Source organism: Burkholderia sp. BCC1638, assembly GCF_902833195.1.
GTDB classification, from domain to species: Bacteria; Pseudomonadota; Gammaproteobacteria; order Burkholderiales; family Burkholderiaceae; genus Burkholderia; species Burkholderia diffusa.
This window is the reverse complement of the sequence record NZ_CADFEC010000017.1, coordinates 69,469-85,898: the sequence shown is the minus strand read 5'-3', so window position 1 is coordinate 85,898 and position 16,430 is coordinate 69,469. Positions and strand designations below refer to the sequence as shown.

Sequence of the window (16,430 nt, the reverse complement as noted above, 5' to 3'; positions counted from 1 at the left end):
GTCGCGCCCGTGACGCCGGAATTTGTCCGTTGATACAGATCAATCGTGCCGGAGCGCGGCACGCGATCATGGCGCCATGTCTTGCGCAACCAGCGGCAGCGACGTCGACGGCAATGCCGTCCACGGCGGCCGCTTCCCGGGAGAACGTCATGATGGGTCTGCCATACCGAAGCGCGCTTGCGACGCTCTGCGTGTTCATTGCGCTCGCCTCGCTGCTGGGCGTCGTGCACGCGATGCTGATCGACGCGCCGGTCGTTCCATACGCGATCATCGCGCTGGTTTCAGGCATCGTCGCGTTCGTCGCGCAACTGGATCCGGCGGCGTCCCGGCGATAGCGGCACGGACCGGGCGCGCTGGATTCGCGATCATGAACGGCATTCTGCGTCTCGCGTTCAAGCTGCTCGTCAACGACAGCGCGAAATTCACCGCGCTGACCGTCGGCATCACGTTCTCGGTGCTGCTGATGATCGAGATGACGTCGCTGTTCGCCGGCATCCTGAACAAGTCGTCGGCGTCGGTCATCAATATCGGCGCGAAGGTCTGGGTGATGGACCCGGCCGTGAAGACGATCGCGAACAGCATCGGCATGCCCGACTACGTGCTCGACGCCGTGCGCAGCATCGACGGCGTCAAGTATGCGGTGCCGCTCTATTCCGGCGGCGCGCTCGTCAAGCTGCGCTCCGGCACGTACCAGGCCGTGACGGTCGTCGGCCTCGACGACGCCAGCCTGCTCGGCCGCCCGACGATGCTGCAGGGCCGCATCGAGGACATTTACGCGGAAAACGGCTTCATCGCGATTCAGGATCCCGAGTTTCGCAAGCTCGAGAATCCGTCCGTCGGCACCGATTTCGAGTTGAACGATCATCGCGGCGTGATCGTCGGCATCGCGAAGGTCGCCGCGAGCGGCCTGTTCGGCACGCCGACGCTTTACACCACCTACGCCCGCGCGATCCGCTACATTCCGTCGCCGCGCTTCACGACCTCGTACATCCTAGTCGAGCCGAAGTCGGATGCGGACGTCGCCCACATCAAGGCCGTCGTGCAATCGCTCGGCTATCGGGCGTACACGCGCGACGAATTCATCGCGCAGATCTCGCGTTTTTACAAGTACGAGACGGGGCTCGGCACCAACATCATGCTGATGACGATCATCAGCTTCATCATCGGCCTGTCGATTTCCGGGCAGACGTTCTACGCGTTCATCCTCGAAAACCTGGATAAATTCGGCGCGCTGAAGGCGATCGGCGCAAAAAGCCGCGAGCTGGTCGCGATGATTTTGTTCCAGGCCACGTTCACCGCGCTGACCGGCTACGGCATCGGCGTCGGGCTGTGCGTGCTGATGATCAGTCTCGCGAAACTGCGGATTCCCGACTATGCGGCGCTCGTTACGTACGGCAACCTGTTGCTCGCGTTCGGGATGGTGGTCGTGATCGCGACGATCTCGAGCTATCTCGGCGTGCGGCGCGTGCTGCGCATCGAGCCGTTCGACATCTTCCGGGGCTGACGATGGCCGGCATCGCGATCGACGCGCGCGGCGTCAGCAAGTGGTTCGGCGAAGGCGATGCGCGCACGCAGGCATTGCGCGACGTGTCGATGCAGGCGAACTTCGGCGAGATGCTGCTGATCGTCGGGCCGTCCGGCAGCGGCAAGACGACGCTGCTCAGCGTGATCTCCGGCATCCTGCGGCCGGACGGCGGTTCGGTGTCGATCGACGGTGTCGACCTGTGGGCGCAGCCGAACGACGCGATCGCCGATTTCCGGCTGAACCGGATCGGCTTCGTGTTCCAGGACTACCACCTGTTCCCGCGGCTCACGACCGCCGAGAACGTCGCGATCCCGCTGATCCTGAGGCGCCGGCCGTGGGACGACGCGATCAAGGAAGCGCACGCGTATCTGGACGTGGTCGGGCTCGCGAACCGCGCGCAATTGCCGCCCGTGAAGCTGTCCGGCGGCGAACAGCAGCGCGTCGCGATCGCGCGCGCGATCGTCAGCCAGCCCGACCTGCTGATCCTCGACGAACCGACCGCGTCGCTCGACGGCGACACGGGCCGCATGATCATCGACTTCGTCAAGCACAAGGTGCTCAACGACACGCGCTGCATCGTGATCGTCACGCACGACGCGCGGATCTTCGAGTACGCGGATCGCGTCCTGCGGATGGAAGACGGCAAGCTGAACGGTATCGAGCGCGGAGGTGCACGATGAAACACCGGCTCGTGTTCGTGGCGGCCCTGCTCGGCTTCCTGGCAAGCGTCGTCGCCGCGTGGGTCTACAGCCGCCAGGAGCCGCCGCAGCCGCCGGTATTCAAGCCGGCAGCCAATCCGTACGCACGCGGCGTCTATGCGAACGGCATCGTCGAGAGCGAGCAGCCGGCCGGCGCGAACGTGAACGTCTATCCGGACGTCTCCGGCGCCGTGACGCGCATCCTCGTGCACGACGGCGATCCGGTGAAGGCCGGCGACGCGCTGCTGACGATCGACGACTCGGTGCAACGCGCGACCGCCGCCCAGCTCGCGGCGCAGGCCGACGCGGCAGCCGCGCTGCTCGACGAGCTGAAGGCGCAGCCGCGCCGCGAGGTGCTCGACGTGGCCAGCGCGCAGACCACGGCCGCACAGGCGAGCCTGAAGCTCGCGCAGGATCAGTACGACAAGCAGCGGCACGCGTACGACATCGATCCGAAAGCCGTCAGCCGCGACGCGCTCGACACGGCCGCGAACGCGGTGCGCGTCGCGGCGGCCAACCTGGACGTCGTGACGCGGCAGTATCGTCTGACCAAAGCCGGCGCGTGGAGCTACGACATACGCAACCAGGAAGCGCAGGCCATCGCGCTGCGGCGCGCGGCCGACGCGGCGGCCGCCCTGCTCGCCCGCTACACGCTGCGCGCGCCGGCCGACGGCACCGTTCTGGCGATGAACGCGGCCGTGGGGGCCTACCTGACCTCGCAGGGGCTGTACGACACCTATACGCGCGGCAGCACGCCGGTCGTGGTGCTCGGCACACCGGTCGATCGGTTGCAGGTGCGCTGCTACATCGACGAAATCCTGATCCACCAGCTCCCCGATCTGCATGCGTTGAAGGCGCACATGTTCGTGCGCGGCACGTCGGTCGAGGCCGATCTTCAGTTCGTGCGCGTGCAGCCGTACGTCACGCCGAAGATCGAGCTGTCCGACCAGCGCACCGAGCGCGTCGACGTGCGCGTGCTGCCGGTCATTTTCCGTATCGTGCCGAACAGGAATGTACGGCTGTTTCCCGGGCAGATCGTCGATGTCTACGTCGCAGGCAAATAACGGCGCCCGTTGCGCGCACGCGCTGCGCCGCGGAACCGGCGCGCTGGCCGTCGCCGGGCTGCTCGCCGGATGCACGGTCGGACCGAATTTCGTCCCGCCGCCCGCGCCGCGCGTCGCGCGCTTCGTGCCGCCCGACGATCCGGGCGCGGCGTCCGGCTCCTGGCGCGGCGGTGGCCGGACACAGGCGTTGTCGGCGGACGCGGCGCTCACACGCGACTGGTGGACGCGCTTCGGCAGCCGCGCGATCGACTCGACCGTCGCCGAAGCGCTGACCGGCAGCCCGACGCTCGATCTCGCCGAAGCGACGCTGCGGCGCAGCGAGCACGCGCTGCGGGCCGGCCAGGGCGTCTTCTTTCCGCAGGTGGATGCGCAGGCCGACGCGTTGCGCCAGCGCGCCACGCCGCTGCGCACCGGCCAGGCGGTGCCGGCGTCGATCTTCAACCTGTTCACGCTGTCGGCGACGGTCAGCTACACGCTCGACCTGTGGGGCGGCGAACGGCGCCAGGTCGAAGCGCTCGCGGCCGACGTCGATGCGCAGCGGCAAGCGCTGGCTGGCGCCTATCTGATGCTGACCGCGAACGTTGTCAATACGATGGTCGCGCGCGCAGCCTATCGCGACGAAGCCGCGGCGACCCGCGAAATGATCGGCCTGCTCGACGAGCAGATTCGTCTGACGCGCGCACAGGTGACGGCCGGCGCGGCGGCCTACGTCGCGGTGCTGACGCTGGAAGCGCAGCGGGCGTCGTTCGAGGCGACGCTGCCCGCGCTCGACCAGAAACGCGCGCAGGCCGACGATCTGCTCGCGCTGCTGGCCGGCCGCTACCCGGTCGACTGGCGCACGCCGGACCTGTCGCTCGACGGGATCGAACTGCCCGCCAGCCTGTCCGACACGGCGCCGTCGTCGCTGGTGCGCCGCCGCCCCGACATCCTGCAGGCCGAGGCTCAACTGCACGTGGCCAGCGCGCAGGTCGGCGTCGCGACGGCCGCGCTCTATCCGAACCTCACGCTGTCCGCATCGGGCGGATTCGAAAGCGTCGTCGCCGGCAAGCTGTTCGCGCCGGCCGGCCGCGCATGGAGTGTCGGCGCGGGGCTCACCGCGCCGATCTTTCATGGCGGCACGCTGCTGAACCAGCGGCGCGCCGCGCAGGACGCGTACGACGAAGCCGATGCGACCTATCGCCAGGTCGTCCTGTCGGCGTTCTCGCAGGTGGCCGACACGTTGCGCGCGCTCGCCAACGACGCGGCGGCGCTCGATGCGCAGGCGCGCGCGATGGCCGCGGCCCGTGATGCGCTGAAGCTCACGCAGGCCGGTTACGACGCGGGAATCGCCGGTTACGTCCAGTTGCTGGTCGCCGACGTGCAATACCATCAGACGCGGATTGCATGGCTGCAGACGGTCGCGCAGCGGTTGCAGGACACGGTCGCGTTCTACGTCGCGCTCGGTGGCGGCTGGGGCGACGCGGGCTGACAAGCCGCACCACACGGGCATTCAGCGCCGTTTAGCCCCATTCAGCCCGTCTGCGCCACGACGTCGGGCCGCTGCCACGGCGGCAATTCCGCCCAGCCGAGCGGCCCGTAGACGGTGCCGCCGGCGGCCTCGATCCGTTCGACGAACGTGGCGAGCGTCACCCCGGCCGGCACGGTCAGCGTCAGCGCGTCGACGAAATCTTCGCTGCGCAGCCATGGCGCCGCGCCGTGGTTGATCTGCTGGACGCTCCATGCGTGCCCGTGCCGCCCGGCCTCGGGCGGCAGCAGACCCGGCGCGTCGAACGCGACCCGCAGCAATTGCGCGCGCGAATCGCTGTACGGCGGTTTCGCGGCATTCTGGTACGGCACGTCCGCCCAGCGCTCGCCGCATTGCTCGTCGAGCGGCAGGCAGGTAAACCACGCCCAGGGCGAGCGGACGAAGCACAGCCGGTAAAGGTGCCCGGCGCCATCCAGATTGGCGATCAACGTCATGATGGGTTCATCCCGAAAGGCTCGTGATGCCGATACGCGCGGCGCGCACGGCATGCGCGGATAACGGGATCACGACGCCGCAAGCGCGCACGAAATCACTATCCCGCCGCCGCCGTTGCCCGAGGTTGATCGTCGTCAAACCGCGCGCCGTCCGGGAATCTTGCCCGACCGGCATGGGGATCCCGAAATTCCTGATTTCGGTCAACCGCCGCGCGCACGTTCGGGATGTAATCGACTTACTGTTCCGTCGACTCCCGATGAGGCAATTCATGAAACTGACATTTCTCGGCGCGACCGAAACGGTGACCGGCTCGAAGTATCTGGTCGAGCACGGCAGCCGGCGCGTCCTGGTCGATTGCGGCCTGTTCCAGGGGACCAAGAACCTGCGGCTGCGCAACTGGCGAGCGCTGCCGTTCGCGCCCGACACGCTGGACGCGGTCGTGCTCACGCACGCGCATGTCGATCACACCGGCTATCTTCCGGTGCTGGTGCGCGAAGGCTATCGCGGGCCGGTGTACTGCACGGCGGCCACGGCCGAACTCTGCGACATCATGCTGCGCGACAGCGCGCGGCTGCAGGAGGAGGAAGCCGATTTCGCGAACCGGCACGGCTACTCGAAGCATCATCCGGCGCAACCGCTCTACACGCTGGACGACGCCCAGCGCGCGCTGCGCCTGCTGAAGCCGGTCGCCTTCGACGAATGCACGGCGCTGGGCGGCAGCCTGTCGTTCCGCCTGCTACCGGCCGGGCACATCCTCGGCGCGGCGAGCGTCGTGATGCACTGGGATCACAAGGTGCTCGCGTTCTCGGGCGACCTCGGCCGGTATCACGACCCGATCATGCAGCCGCCGCGCCCGCCCGCGCATGCGGACTATCTGGTCGTGGAATCGACATACGGCGACCGGCTGCATCCGGCGTCGGATCCCGAAGCCGAACTGGCCGCAATGTTCGACAAGACCTTCGCGCGCGGCGGTGTCGTCGTGATGCCCTGCTTCACCGTCGGCCGCGCGCAGGAAATCCTGCATTACATCGCGCGGCTGAAGGCGTCCGGCCGCATGGCGCGCGTCCCGGTGTTCCTCGACAGCCCGATGGCAACCGACGTGACGGAGATCTATCGTCACCATATCCTCGAGCACCGCCTGACCGTCTCGGAGGCGAACGCGCTCGGCCACGCGGCGACGATGATCCGGTCGGTGGACCAGTCGAAGGCTATTGCCGACCACCACGGCCCGATGGTCATCATCGCCGGCAGCGGCATGGCGACGGGCGGGCGCGTGCTGCATCACCTGACCCGCTATGCGCCGGATGCGCGCAACACGATCGCGCTGGTCGGCTACCAGGCCGCCGGCACGCGCGGGGCGGCACTGGCCGCGCACGAGCCGACGGTGAAGATTCACGGCGAGTACGTCCGCGTGCGCGCTCAGGTCGAGATGATCACGACGCTGTCGGCCCATGGCGACTACGAAGAGATTCTGAAGTGGCTCGGCACGATGCAGTGCGCGCCCGTGCGGACGTTCGTCACGCATGGCGAACCCGCTGCCGCGGATGCGATGCGCCGGCGCATCGCGGAGACCCTGCACTGGCGGTGCGAGGTGCCGACCTACGAGCAGTGCGTCGATCTGGACGAGGTTGAATCGAACGACACGCAGGAACCCGCCGCGCTGTCGTCCTGATTGACGGCGAATCGCGGGCGAAACGCCCGCCGCGCGTGACGGGAGGCGAAGGCTCCCGATTCCCGTCACACGCGGCCCGGCAATCAGCCGACTTCGATGATGACCTTCAACGCGTTGGTCTGCGCAGCGCGCCCGAACGTGTCGTACGCGCGTTCCACGTCGTCGAGCGAGAACCGGTGCGTGATCAGGCGTGCCGGATCGAGGCGCCCGGCGCCCACGGTTTTCAGCAGCATCGGCGTGCTGACCGTGTCGACGAGCCGCGTCGTGATCGAGATGTTGCGATCCCACAGCTTCTCGAGGTGCAGGTCGGCCTTGACACCGTGCACGCCGACGTTCGCGACGACCCCGCCGGGCGCCACGAGCGACGTGCACATTTCGAACGTCGCCGGAATGCCGACCGCTTCGATAGCGCAATCCACGCCCACGCCGTCGGTCAGCTTCATGACTTCCGCCACCGGGTCGCTATCGCGACCGTCGAAGCAGTCGGTCGCGCCGAAGCGCCGCGCGACCTCCAGCCGGTTGCTGTCCGGATCGATCATGATGATCCGCGCGGGCGAATAGAACTGCGCGGTCAGCAACGCTGCGAGCCCGATCGGCCCCGCGCCGACGATCGCGACCGAGCAGCCCGGCTGCACCTTGCCGTTCAGCACGCCGCATTCGAATCCGGTCGGCAGGATGTCGGACAGCATCACGAGCGCATCCTCGTCCGCGCCGGCCGGAATCCGGTACAGGCTGGTCGGCGCATGCGGGATGCGCACGAACTCGGCCTGCGTGCCGTCGATCCGGTTACCGAGGATCCAGCCGCCGGTCGTGCAATGCGAATACAGTCCGCGGCGGCAGTATTCGCAGCGGCCGCACGACGAGATGCACGAAATCAGCACGTGATCGCCCGGCTTCAGCGAATCGACCGCCGCGCCGACCTGCTCGACGATACCCACGCCTTCATGGCCCAGAATGCGGCCCGGTTCGCACGTCGGCACGTCGCCCTTGAGGATGTGCAGATCGGTGCCGCAGATCGTCGTGCGCGTCACGCGGACGATCGCGTCGGTGGGCGACTGCAATTCCGGTTTGGGTCGCCGTTCGAGCGCCTTGCGCCCGGGGCCGTGGTAAACGAGTGCTTTCATCGCGATTCCTCCATCGAAAGGGGGGCCTGTTCAGGCATCGGGGCGGTGTCATGCCGGACCTGCGCCAGCAACACCGCGAGCGCACAGGAGGCGACGCGGACGGCGACGCCGTCGGCGCGGCTCGTCAGCACGATCGGCACGCGCGCGCCCACGACGACGCCCGCGTTCGCGGCACCGCCCAGGTATTCGAGCTGTTTCGCGAGCATGTTGCCCGCTTCGATATCGGGCACGACCAGGATGTCGGCACGGCCGGCAACCGGAGAATCGATCCCTTTTTCGCGCGCGGCCCGCTGCGATATCGCGTTGTCGAACGCGAGCGGGCCGTCGACGATCGCCCCCGTGATCTGCCCGCGCTCGGCCATCTTCGCCAGGGCCGCCGCGTCGAGCGTCGAACGCATCGCCGGATTGACGGTCTCGACCGCGCACAGCACGGCCACGCGCGGGCAGGCAACGCCCAGCGCATGCGCGACGTCGATCGCGTTCTGCGTGATGGCCGCCTTTTGCGCGAGATCCGGCGCGATATTGACGGCCGCGTCGGTGAGCAGGAACGGGCGCGGATAGGCGGGCGCCTCGATCAGGAAACAGTGAGACATGCGCTTGTCCGTGCGCAGGCCCGATTCCGCGGCGACGACCGCCCCCATCAGCTCGTCGGTATGCAGGCTGCCCTTCATCAGCGCGCCGGCGCGGCCCGACGCCGCGAGCTCCACCGCCCGGGCCGCCGCCGCGTGGCTGTGCGGCACGTCCTCGATCGTCCATTTCGCCAGATCGACGCCCGCCTCGTCCGCCACGCGCGACACCTTCGCGCGCGGCGCGACGATCAGCGGCTCGATCGACGCGCCCAGCGGCGACGCATCCAGCGCGGCAAGCGCGACGAGACTGGCCGCGTCGCACGGATGCACGACGGCCATCGTCAACGGCGGCGCATGGCGCGCACGCGCGATCAGCTCGGGCAGTTCGCCGTCCGCGCGCGGCAACAGGCCGGGCAGGCGCGCGCCGACGGACACATCCGGATGCAGGTTCATGTTCATGTCTCGAGCACGTAGGTGCCGGGTGCCGCGCCGAAACCGGCGGCCGGCACGCGTGCCGGCACGTCGCCCGACGAATGCGCGCGCAACCAGTCGCGCCAGCACGTCCACCACGATCCGTCGACCGCGGGCGTTTCGCTCACGAAGTCGTGCCGGCTGCGGTAAGGCGCGCCGTGCTCGCGCGTCGCGCAGCGATAGTGGCGCCCCGGATGACCGGGCTCGGACACGATGCCGGCATTGTGGCCGCCGGAGGTCAGCACGAACGTCAGCGCGTGGTGCGTGAGCAGATGCAGCTTGTAGACGGAACGCCAGGGCGACACGTGATCGCGTTCGGTCCCGACCACGAACGTCGGCACGTCGATATCCGACAGCGCGACCGGTCGCCCGTCGACGCAATAGCGACCGGCCGCGAGATCGTTGTCGAGGAAAAGCCGCGTCAGGTATTCCGTATGCATCCGGTACGGCATGCGCGTGGTGTCCTCGTTCCACGACATCAGGTCGTTCGGCTTGGTGCGCGTGCCGAGCAGGTATTCGCTCATCATGCGCGACCAGATCAGGTCGCGCGCGTTCAGCAGCTGGAACGCGGCGGACATCTGCGCGCCGTCCAGGTAGCCCTGCCGCCACATCAGCGCGTCGAGCGCGGACAGTTCGCTCGCGTCGATGAAGAGGCCGAGTTCGCCAGGTTCGCTGAAATCGGTCTGGGCCGCCAGCAACGTGACGGACCGCAATGCGTCGTGCTGCCGCCCGTCGCGCGCGAGCGCCGCCGCGCCGATCGCCAGCAGTGTGCCGCCGAGGCAGTAACCGACCGCGTGGACGGCTTCGCCGCAGATCGACCGGACGGCGTCGAGCGCCGCCATGCACCCGTCGCGCAGGTAATCGTCGAGCCCGAGCTCGCGCGCCTCCGCGCCCGGATTGCGCCACGACACGGCAAACACCGTGTAGCCGGCATCGACCAGGAAGCGGATCAGCGAATCGTGCGGCTGCAGGTCGAGGATGTAGTACTTCATGATCCACGACGGCACGATCAGGATCGGCTCGCGTGCCACGGCGGGCGTCGTCGGGTCGTATTGCAGCAGCTCGCACAACGCGTTGCGCCATACGACGCGGCCCGGCGTGATCGCCACGTCGCGTCCCGGCAGATAGCCGTGCGTGTCGCGGGCGCGCGTGCCGCTCGTGCGATCGAGCAATGCGCTCGCGTCGTCCAGCCAGTTCCGGAAGCCTGCCGCGAGATTCGCGCCGCCGCTGCGCATCGTCGCGTCGAGCACGACCGGGTTGGTCGCCAGGAAATTGCCCGGCGAGCACGCGTCGAGCCACTGTCGCGCGATGAATCCGACCAACTCCTCGTGGTGCCGTTCGACGCCCGGCACGTCGCGCGTCGCGTCGCGCCACCAGCGCTGGATCGACAGGAAGCCGTCGCGATACGCGCGAAACGGCCATCCGGACCACGCGGGCGCGGCAAAGCGCGGATCGGCCTGCCCCGCGTGCACGGCCAGGCCGCTCGAGTCGGCCGCGTTGGCCCCGCCCTCGCTCTCGCCCTGGCTGGCGGCCGGTGCGGCGGCAGCCAGCCACGCCTGCGTCGCGAGCTCGAAGCATTTTCCCGGCGACACGGCCAGATGCGCGCCCCAGTCGAGCATGGCCAGCGCCATCGACACGGGCGACAGCCCGAACGTCATCGCGGCCACGTTCGCATGCGCGGCGCGGTTCCATTGTTCGGCGGGCGACGTACGGACCGGCGTGCATTCGGCCGTGCGCGACGCCGGTTCGCTCGTACTCGTTGGCCGCATCGTTTCGTGCCCGATCGGCAAGCGCATGACGGATGCTTTCATCGCATGTGCATGCCGCCGTTGACGTCGAATTCCGCGCCGGTCGCGAACGCCCCCGCGTCGGAACACAGGAACGCGACGAGCTCGGCGATTTCGCCGGGGTCGCCCAAGCGGCCGACCGGAATCTGCGGCAGGATCTTCGTGTCGAGCACTTCCTTCGGCACCGTCTCGAGCATCGCGGTCGCCAGATAGCCGGGCGCAACGGTGTTGACCGTGATGCCGTGGCGCGCGAGTTCGAGCGCCAGCGTCTTCGTGAAGCCATGGATGCCGGCCTTCGCAGCCGCGTAATTCGCCTGCCCGTAGGCGCCGCGCGTGCCGTTCACCGAGCCGACGTTCACGATCCGCCCGAAGCCGGCCGCGATCATGCCGGGCACGAACGGCTTCGTCATGTTGAACATGCCGTCGAGGTTGGTGCGCAGCACCGCATCCCACATGCTCTTGGTCATCTTCACGAAGGTGGCGTCGTGCGTGATCCCGGCGTTGTTGACGAGCACGTCGACATGCCCGAATTCAGCCAGCACGCGTGCTGCGCAGTGCTGGCACGAATCGTAGTCGGCGACGTCGACCTCGAACGCGTGGAACGTCCTGCCCGCCTCGCGTTCGTGCGTGAGCCACGTCGCGACGTGGTCGTTGCCTTCCGTGTGCGACACCGCCACCGTCATGCCGGCATCGTGCAGGCGCCGGCTGATCGCGGCGCCCAGGCCACCCATTCCGCCCGTGACGAACGCGACGCGGTCAGCGCACATGGTCGTTCTCCCGTGCGCCGGCCGTGCCATTCAGACGGCGGGGGGAAACCGGCGCCCCTTCGCTCGCGTCCTCGATCCCGTGCTCCAGTGCCGTCATCCATTCCGCCCACGGCATGCTGGCTTCGTTGACCACGGCCAGTCGCTCCAGATCGGGCAACCAGTCGGTCTGATAACGCGACAGCGCGCCTGCGCCGTATTCGCGCGCCCAGGTGCGCCATGCGCCGGCGCTCTCGTATTGCGCACGCATGCACAGCTCGGTGGCATCCTGCCAGATCGCGACGCTCGCGATCGCGTAGTCGCGCATCACCTGCCGGGTCGCCTCGCCGAAGGCCGTCCACTCCTTCGTATCCGCAAGCGCCTGCTGCAGGTGACGAACCGCGTCGCGGTCGCGCTCGATGCGCCGCCCCGCCAGCGCAAGCCATTCATGCTGCCAGTCGCGGTTCAACGCGACCATGCGCAGCGCGAGATCGCAGCCCGCGCGGCAGACGTCATTCGGTGTCGTCAAAGCGTACGTACTCATCGGCTTTCCTCTTTCGATCCGGTCAATGGGTTGGCATTCCGCCTCATGCCGCCTGCCCGGGATCGGCATCGCGACCGCTTCACTGTGCGGGCATCGCGCAAGGGAGCCGTTGATCTGAGTCAAGTACGCGGAAACCCTGCTCCGTAGACTGGATTGCACTGGCGGTTCCCCCGTCGATGGAGCGATTCCGATGAGCTACAAGAGCATAGTCGTGCACCTCGATTCGAGCGCCCGCGCGCATTCGCGGCTCGAATTCGCGTTGCGTCTCGCCCGGCGCTTCGGTGCGCATCTGACCGGCCTGTACGCGGTCTACACGCCGGAACCGCATTCGTTCTACGTGATGGCCGGGTCCGCCGATTACTTCCGTGAGCACCGCGAACAGCGCGACGAACGGCTCGCGGCCCTGGAACGCCTGTTCCATGCGGAGACGGCCCGCGCGAAAGTGCCGGCCGCATGGGTGTGTGCCGACGACCGCGCGAACCTGGCCGTGCCGCGCGCCGCCCGCCTGGCGGACCTCGTGATCGCGGGCCAGAGCGACCCGAACGATCCCGAGACCTTCATCGACGACCAGTTTCCGGAAAACCTCGTGTTGTCCGCCGGTCGCCCGGTGCTGTTCATGCCGTACGCCGGCGAATTCCCGTCGATCGGCGAACGGGTGTTCGTCGCGTGGGACGGCAGCCGGGAAGCGGCCCGCGCCGCGCACGACGCAATCCCCTTTCTCGAACACGCGAAGCGCACGACGGTCGCCGCCGTGATCGACGGCGATTCGGAAGCGGCAACCACGCGCATTCCGGCCGCCGACGCCGCGCTGATGCTGGCGCGCCATGCACGCGACGTGAACGTGCTCGACATCGATGCCGGCGCCGGCTCGGCGATCGGCGACACGTTGCTGTCGCGCGCGTATGAAACGGGTTCCGATCTGCTCGTGATGGGCGCCTACGGGCATCCGCGCTGGCGCGAGCTGGTGATGGGCGGCGCCACGCGCACGGTGCTGGCGTCGATGACGCTGCCGGTGCTGATGTCGCACTGAGCCGGCCGATGCGTACGCTCGCACTGCTCGTCGTCAATGCCGGTTCATCGAGCGTCAAGTTCTCGATCTTCGCGTATCCGCCGCACGGCGATCCCGTGCGGCGGCCGTTGCACGACGGCGAAGCGGTCGCGGCCGGCAACAGCGTGTCGATCCGCTTCGACGCCGAGCCGGACGGTTCGCTGCCGCTCGGCACGGATGACGATCCCTACCGCGCCGTGCTCGCGCGGATCGCGACGTGGATCCGCGTGAAGTTGCCGCATGTCACGCTGGGCGCGATCGCGCACCGCGTCGTGCACGGCGGCGCGCGATACGTGGAGCCGGTGGTCGTCGACGACGACGTGCTGGACGCGTTGCGCACGCTGACGCCGCTGGCACCGTTGCATCAGCCGCACAGCCTGGATGCGATCGATGCGCTGCGCGACGCGTTTCCGGACGTCCCGCAGATCGCCGTGTTCGACACGGCGTTTCATCGCACGCTGCCGCGCGTCGAGCAACTGCTGCCCTTGCCGCATGCGTGGTTCGACCAGGGCGTGCGCCGCTACGGGTTCCACGGCCTGTCGTACGAATACCTGTCCGTCGCGCTCGCCGAATCGTTCGGCGAGCGTGCGCATGGCCGCGTGATCGCCGCCCATCTCGGCAGCGGCGCGAGCCTGTGCGCGCTGCGCGACTGCCGCAGCGTCGCGACGACCATGGGCTTCTCCGCGCTCGACGGATTGATGATGAGCACCCGCTGCGGAACGCTCGACCCCGGCGTCGTCCTGCACCTGCTCGAGGTCGACAAGCTGTCCGGCGACGCACTGGGACACATGCTGTATCACGAGTCGGGGCTCAAGGGCGTGTCGGGGGCATCCGGCGATCCGCGCGTGCTCCTCGCGTGCGAAGCGGCCGGCGACGCGCCGGCCCGCGATGCGCTGGCGCTGTACGTCCATCGCATCGTGCGCGAGACCGGCGCGCTGACCGCGCTGCTCGGCGGCCTCGACATGCTGGTCTTCACTGCCGGCATCGGCGAACACTCGGCGGAACTGCGCGAGCGGATCTGCGCGTCGCTCGGCTGGCTCGGCATCTCGCTCGACGCGCGCGCGAATGCGGCCCACGCGCATGTCGTATCGTCCGCGTCGAGCGCGGTCACGGTGGTCGTCGAGCCGACCAACGAAGCGTGGGTTGCCGCACGCGCCGCGGTGCGCGTGCTGCGCGGCAACCGCGACGGTTGATCCAGATCAGCGCACTCGGCGTGCGCGCGCCGATGATGATTGCATCAACATCCGTTCAAGGGAATCGTCATGTACTCGAACATTCTGGTTGCGCTCGACGGCAGCGATACGTCGTCCCGCGCACTCGACGCCGCGCTGAATCTCGCGTCGGAGACGGGTGCACGGCTGACCCCCGTCTATGTCGTCGATTTCCTGGTGCCGGCCTACGACACGTACGGATACGACCCGTCGATCCTGATCGATGCGTTCCGCGAGGAAGGGCTGCGCGTCACGGAGGACGCGGCGAAACGCATGAAGGCGCGTGACGTGGCCGGCACGCCGCGGATTTCCAACGTCGCGCCGTCGGGTGAAGACGTCGCGCAACACATTGTCGCGCTCGCCGGCGAGATCAAGGCCGACCTGATCGTGATGGGCACGCACGGCCGGCGCGGCTTCCAGCGCCTCTTCCTCGGCAGCGTGGCCGAGCGCGTGCTGCGTCAGGCCACGTGCCCGGTCCTGATGATTCCGGCGAGCTGCGCCGCGAAGGCGGCCGCCGAGACCACTGCGGCATCAACCGAAAAGGAGCCGTCATGAGCTACAAGACCCTGCTCGTCCATCTCGACGACAGCGAGCGCTGTGCGACGCGCGTCGACCTCGCGCTCGAACTCGCGGGGCGCTGGAACGCCCATCTGATCGGCCTCTACGTGGTTTGCCAGGACCTCTTCGAGCCGTTGCGACGGCCCGACGAACCGCTGAAGCTGGCCGTCTACGAACGCCTGTGCGAACAGCGGCGCAAGGAAGCGGAAGAAAAATTCCTGATCGCCGCCGAACGCGCCGGACGCAGCGTCGAATGGCAGGCGCCGACCGGCAACGCCACCGAGGCCGCGGTCCTGCATGCACGCCACGCCGATCTGCTGGTGCTCGGCCAGGAGAACCCCGACGACCGCCTGACCTTCGTCGCACGCCATTTCGTCGAGGACGTTGTGATGGGCAGCGGACGCCCGGCGCTCGTCGTGCCCTACGCGGGCGACGTGCGAACGCTCGGCGAGAACGTGCTGATCGGCTGGGACGGCGGGCGCGAAGCCGCCCGCGTGATGGCCGACGCCCTGCCGCTGCTCGCCCGCGCACGCTTCGTCAACGTCGAGACGGTCAGCCGCGGGCAACCCGATCCGGACAAGACGCCGGCAGGCGTCGACGTCGCCGCGTATCTCGAACGGCACGGCATTCGCGCGTCGTTCTCGACCACGCCGCGCCAACGGTCGGTGAGCGTGGGCGCGACGCTGCTGAACCGGGTGACCGACCTGCACGCGGATCTGCTGGTGATGGGCCTGTACAGCCATGCGCGCATGCACGAACGCGTGCTCGGCGGTGCCACCCGCACGATCCTCGAAACGATGACGGTGCCGGTCCTGCTGTCTCACTGAGCGCGCGAAAACGGGCAGCCGCTTGCGGCTGCCCGCCTCTTGTCACACCCTCACAGCACGCCGGCACACGCGCCCGGCCCTTCGCGTACGACCAGCACCGGCCGGTCCGCGATGCGCACGAGCGATTCGGCGACGCTGCCGAGCAACGCACGGCGCACGCCGCGCCGGCCATGCGTGCCCATCACGATCAGGTCCGCGTTGCATTCGGCGGCGGCTCGCGCGAGCACGTCTGAGATGTCCTCTCCGCATGCGTCGATCGTTTGCGCGACGCCGCGTACGCCGGATAGCTGGAACGCGGTTTCCGCATCCGAGACCGCGATCGCGGCCTTGTCCGCGTCCAGGCCTGCCGGGTCACGCTGGTCGATATAGCCGCTGTCGACGTCGGCCAGCCGCGGCGCATCCGATACCACGCACATGGCGATGACCAGGCTGCCCGAGTCGCGGGCGAGCGAAATCGCCTCGTCGAGCGCGAGCCGTGCACCGCGGCTGCCGTCGAGTGCCGCAAAGATCCTCTGGTACATGGCGCCTCCCTGCCGTCGTCCTGGTTCGATCGGTTCCTGAAGCCAGTCTGATCCCGGCGGGCGCCTTTCCGTTGACACGGGTCAAACACGCACGGCGCCGCCCGTGCG

General features: G+C 68.5%; 17 protein-coding genes. 10 read left to right on the top strand and 7 right to left on the bottom strand.

The annotated features are described in order from the left end of the window. Positions 1-149 precede the first annotated feature (149 nt). Genes HWX22_RS20255 through HWX22_RS20235 form a run of 5 tightly spaced genes read left to right on the top strand, consistent with a single transcriptional unit; the run spans position 150 to position 4,755 of the window. The gene (locus HWX22_RS20255; RefSeq protein ID WP_059536579.1) at positions 150-335 is read left to right on the top strand and encodes a DUF2964 family protein; all 186 of its coding nucleotides are present in this window, start codon (positions 150-152) and stop codon (positions 333-335) included. A gap of 32 nt (positions 336-367) precedes the next feature. Next, entirely contained in the window at positions 368-1,504 is a 1,137-nt protein-coding gene (locus tag HWX22_RS20250) for an ABC transporter permease (RefSeq protein ID WP_175909028.1), read from the top strand. Further along, the gene (locus tag HWX22_RS20245; RefSeq protein ID WP_175909062.1) at positions 1,501-2,205 is read left to right on the top strand and encodes an ABC transporter ATP-binding protein; all 705 of its coding nucleotides are present in this window, start codon (positions 1,501-1,503) and stop codon (positions 2,203-2,205) included. Before HWX22_RS20250 ends, HWX22_RS20245 begins: the two co-directional genes overlap by 4 nt. After that, positions 2,202-3,287 (top strand): biotin/lipoyl-binding protein, encoded by a 1,086-nt coding sequence (locus HWX22_RS20240; RefSeq protein WP_059542059.1) that lies wholly within the window; start codon positions 2,202-2,204, stop codon positions 3,285-3,287. Before HWX22_RS20245 ends, HWX22_RS20240 begins: the two co-directional genes overlap by 4 nt. After that, the gene (locus HWX22_RS20235; RefSeq protein WP_244135256.1) at positions 3,265-4,755 is read left to right on the top strand and encodes an efflux transporter outer membrane subunit; all 1,491 of its coding nucleotides are present in this window, start codon (positions 3,265-3,267) and stop codon (positions 4,753-4,755) included. Before HWX22_RS20240 ends, HWX22_RS20235 begins: the two co-directional genes overlap by 23 nt. 41 nt (positions 4,756-4,796) lie before the next feature. On the opposite strand, the gene HWX22_RS20230 is transcribed toward HWX22_RS20235, so the two are convergent. Continuing rightward, entirely contained in the window at positions 4,797-5,246 is a 450-nt protein-coding gene (locus HWX22_RS20230; protein ID WP_175909027.1) for a hypothetical protein, read from the bottom strand. Positions 5,247-5,515: 269 nt separating this feature from the next. Here HWX22_RS20230 and HWX22_RS20225 point away from each other — a divergent pair, with 269 nt between their 5' ends. Continuing rightward, the gene (locus tag HWX22_RS20225) at positions 5,516-6,919 is read left to right on the top strand and encodes an MBL fold metallo-hydrolase (protein WP_175909026.1); all 1,404 of its coding nucleotides are present in this window, start codon (positions 5,516-5,518) and stop codon (positions 6,917-6,919) included. 83 nt (positions 6,920-7,002) lie between these two features. Here HWX22_RS20225 and HWX22_RS20220 read toward each other — a convergent pair whose 3' ends face one another. Genes HWX22_RS20220 through HWX22_RS20200 form a run of 5 tightly spaced genes read right to left on the bottom strand, consistent with a single transcriptional unit; the run spans position 7,003 to position 12,157 of the window. After that, on the bottom strand, positions 7,003-8,043 hold the full coding sequence (locus HWX22_RS20220; protein ID WP_175909025.1) for a zinc-dependent alcohol dehydrogenase family protein: 1,041 nt from the start codon (positions 8,041-8,043) through the stop codon (positions 7,003-7,005). After that, positions 8,040-9,071: a bifunctional enoyl-CoA hydratase/phosphate acetyltransferase gene (locus HWX22_RS20215; RefSeq protein ID WP_175909024.1), complete on the bottom strand. Its 1,032-nt coding sequence runs from the start codon at positions 9,069-9,071 to the stop codon at positions 8,040-8,042. The genes HWX22_RS20220 and HWX22_RS20215 overlap by 4 nt, the downstream gene beginning before the upstream one ends. Next, positions 9,068-10,894, bottom strand: coding sequence for an alpha/beta fold hydrolase (locus HWX22_RS20210; RefSeq protein WP_175909023.1), 1,827 nt, complete (start codon positions 10,892-10,894; stop codon positions 9,068-9,070). Before HWX22_RS20210 ends, HWX22_RS20215 begins: the two co-directional genes overlap by 4 nt. Continuing rightward, positions 10,891-11,637 carry a beta-ketoacyl-ACP reductase gene (locus HWX22_RS20205; protein WP_175916251.1) on the bottom strand — a complete coding sequence of 249 codons (747 nt, stop codon included), beginning with the start codon at positions 11,635-11,637 and terminating at the stop codon, positions 10,891-10,893. Before HWX22_RS20205 ends, HWX22_RS20210 begins: the two co-directional genes overlap by 4 nt. Continuing rightward, the gene (locus tag HWX22_RS20200; protein WP_175909021.1) at positions 11,627-12,157 is read right to left on the bottom strand and encodes a hypothetical protein; all 531 of its coding nucleotides are present in this window, start codon (positions 12,155-12,157) and stop codon (positions 11,627-11,629) included. Before HWX22_RS20200 ends, HWX22_RS20205 begins: the two co-directional genes overlap by 11 nt. 190 nt (positions 12,158-12,347) lie before the next feature. Between HWX22_RS20200 and HWX22_RS20195 the strand changes: the two genes are divergently transcribed. The 4 genes from HWX22_RS20195 (at position 12,348) to HWX22_RS20180 (ending at position 15,801) form a co-directional block, all read left to right on the top strand. After that, positions 12,348-13,187 carry a universal stress protein gene (locus tag HWX22_RS20195; RefSeq protein ID WP_175909020.1) on the top strand — a complete coding sequence of 280 codons (840 nt, stop codon included), beginning with the start codon at positions 12,348-12,350 and terminating at the stop codon, positions 13,185-13,187. An 8-nt stretch (positions 13,188-13,195) separates the two neighbouring features. Beyond that, a complete protein-coding gene (locus HWX22_RS20190; RefSeq protein ID WP_175916250.1) occupies positions 13,196-14,398 on the top strand; it encodes an acetate/propionate family kinase in 1,203 nt (400 codons plus the stop codon). 69 nt (positions 14,399-14,467) lie between these two features. After that, positions 14,468-14,971, top strand: coding sequence for a universal stress protein (locus HWX22_RS20185; protein WP_175916249.1), 504 nt, complete (start codon positions 14,468-14,470; stop codon positions 14,969-14,971). After that, positions 14,968-15,801: a universal stress protein gene (locus tag HWX22_RS20180; protein WP_175909017.1), complete on the top strand. Its 834-nt coding sequence runs from the start codon at positions 14,968-14,970 to the stop codon at positions 15,799-15,801. Before HWX22_RS20185 ends, HWX22_RS20180 begins: the two co-directional genes overlap by 4 nt. A 50-nt stretch (positions 15,802-15,851) precedes the next feature. Here the strand turns inward: HWX22_RS20180 and HWX22_RS20175 are convergent, their stop codons facing one another. After that, positions 15,852-16,322: a universal stress protein gene (locus tag HWX22_RS20175; protein ID WP_059816801.1), complete on the bottom strand. Its 471-nt coding sequence runs from the start codon at positions 16,320-16,322 to the stop codon at positions 15,852-15,854. Between the last annotated feature and the right edge of the window lie 108 nt (positions 16,323-16,430).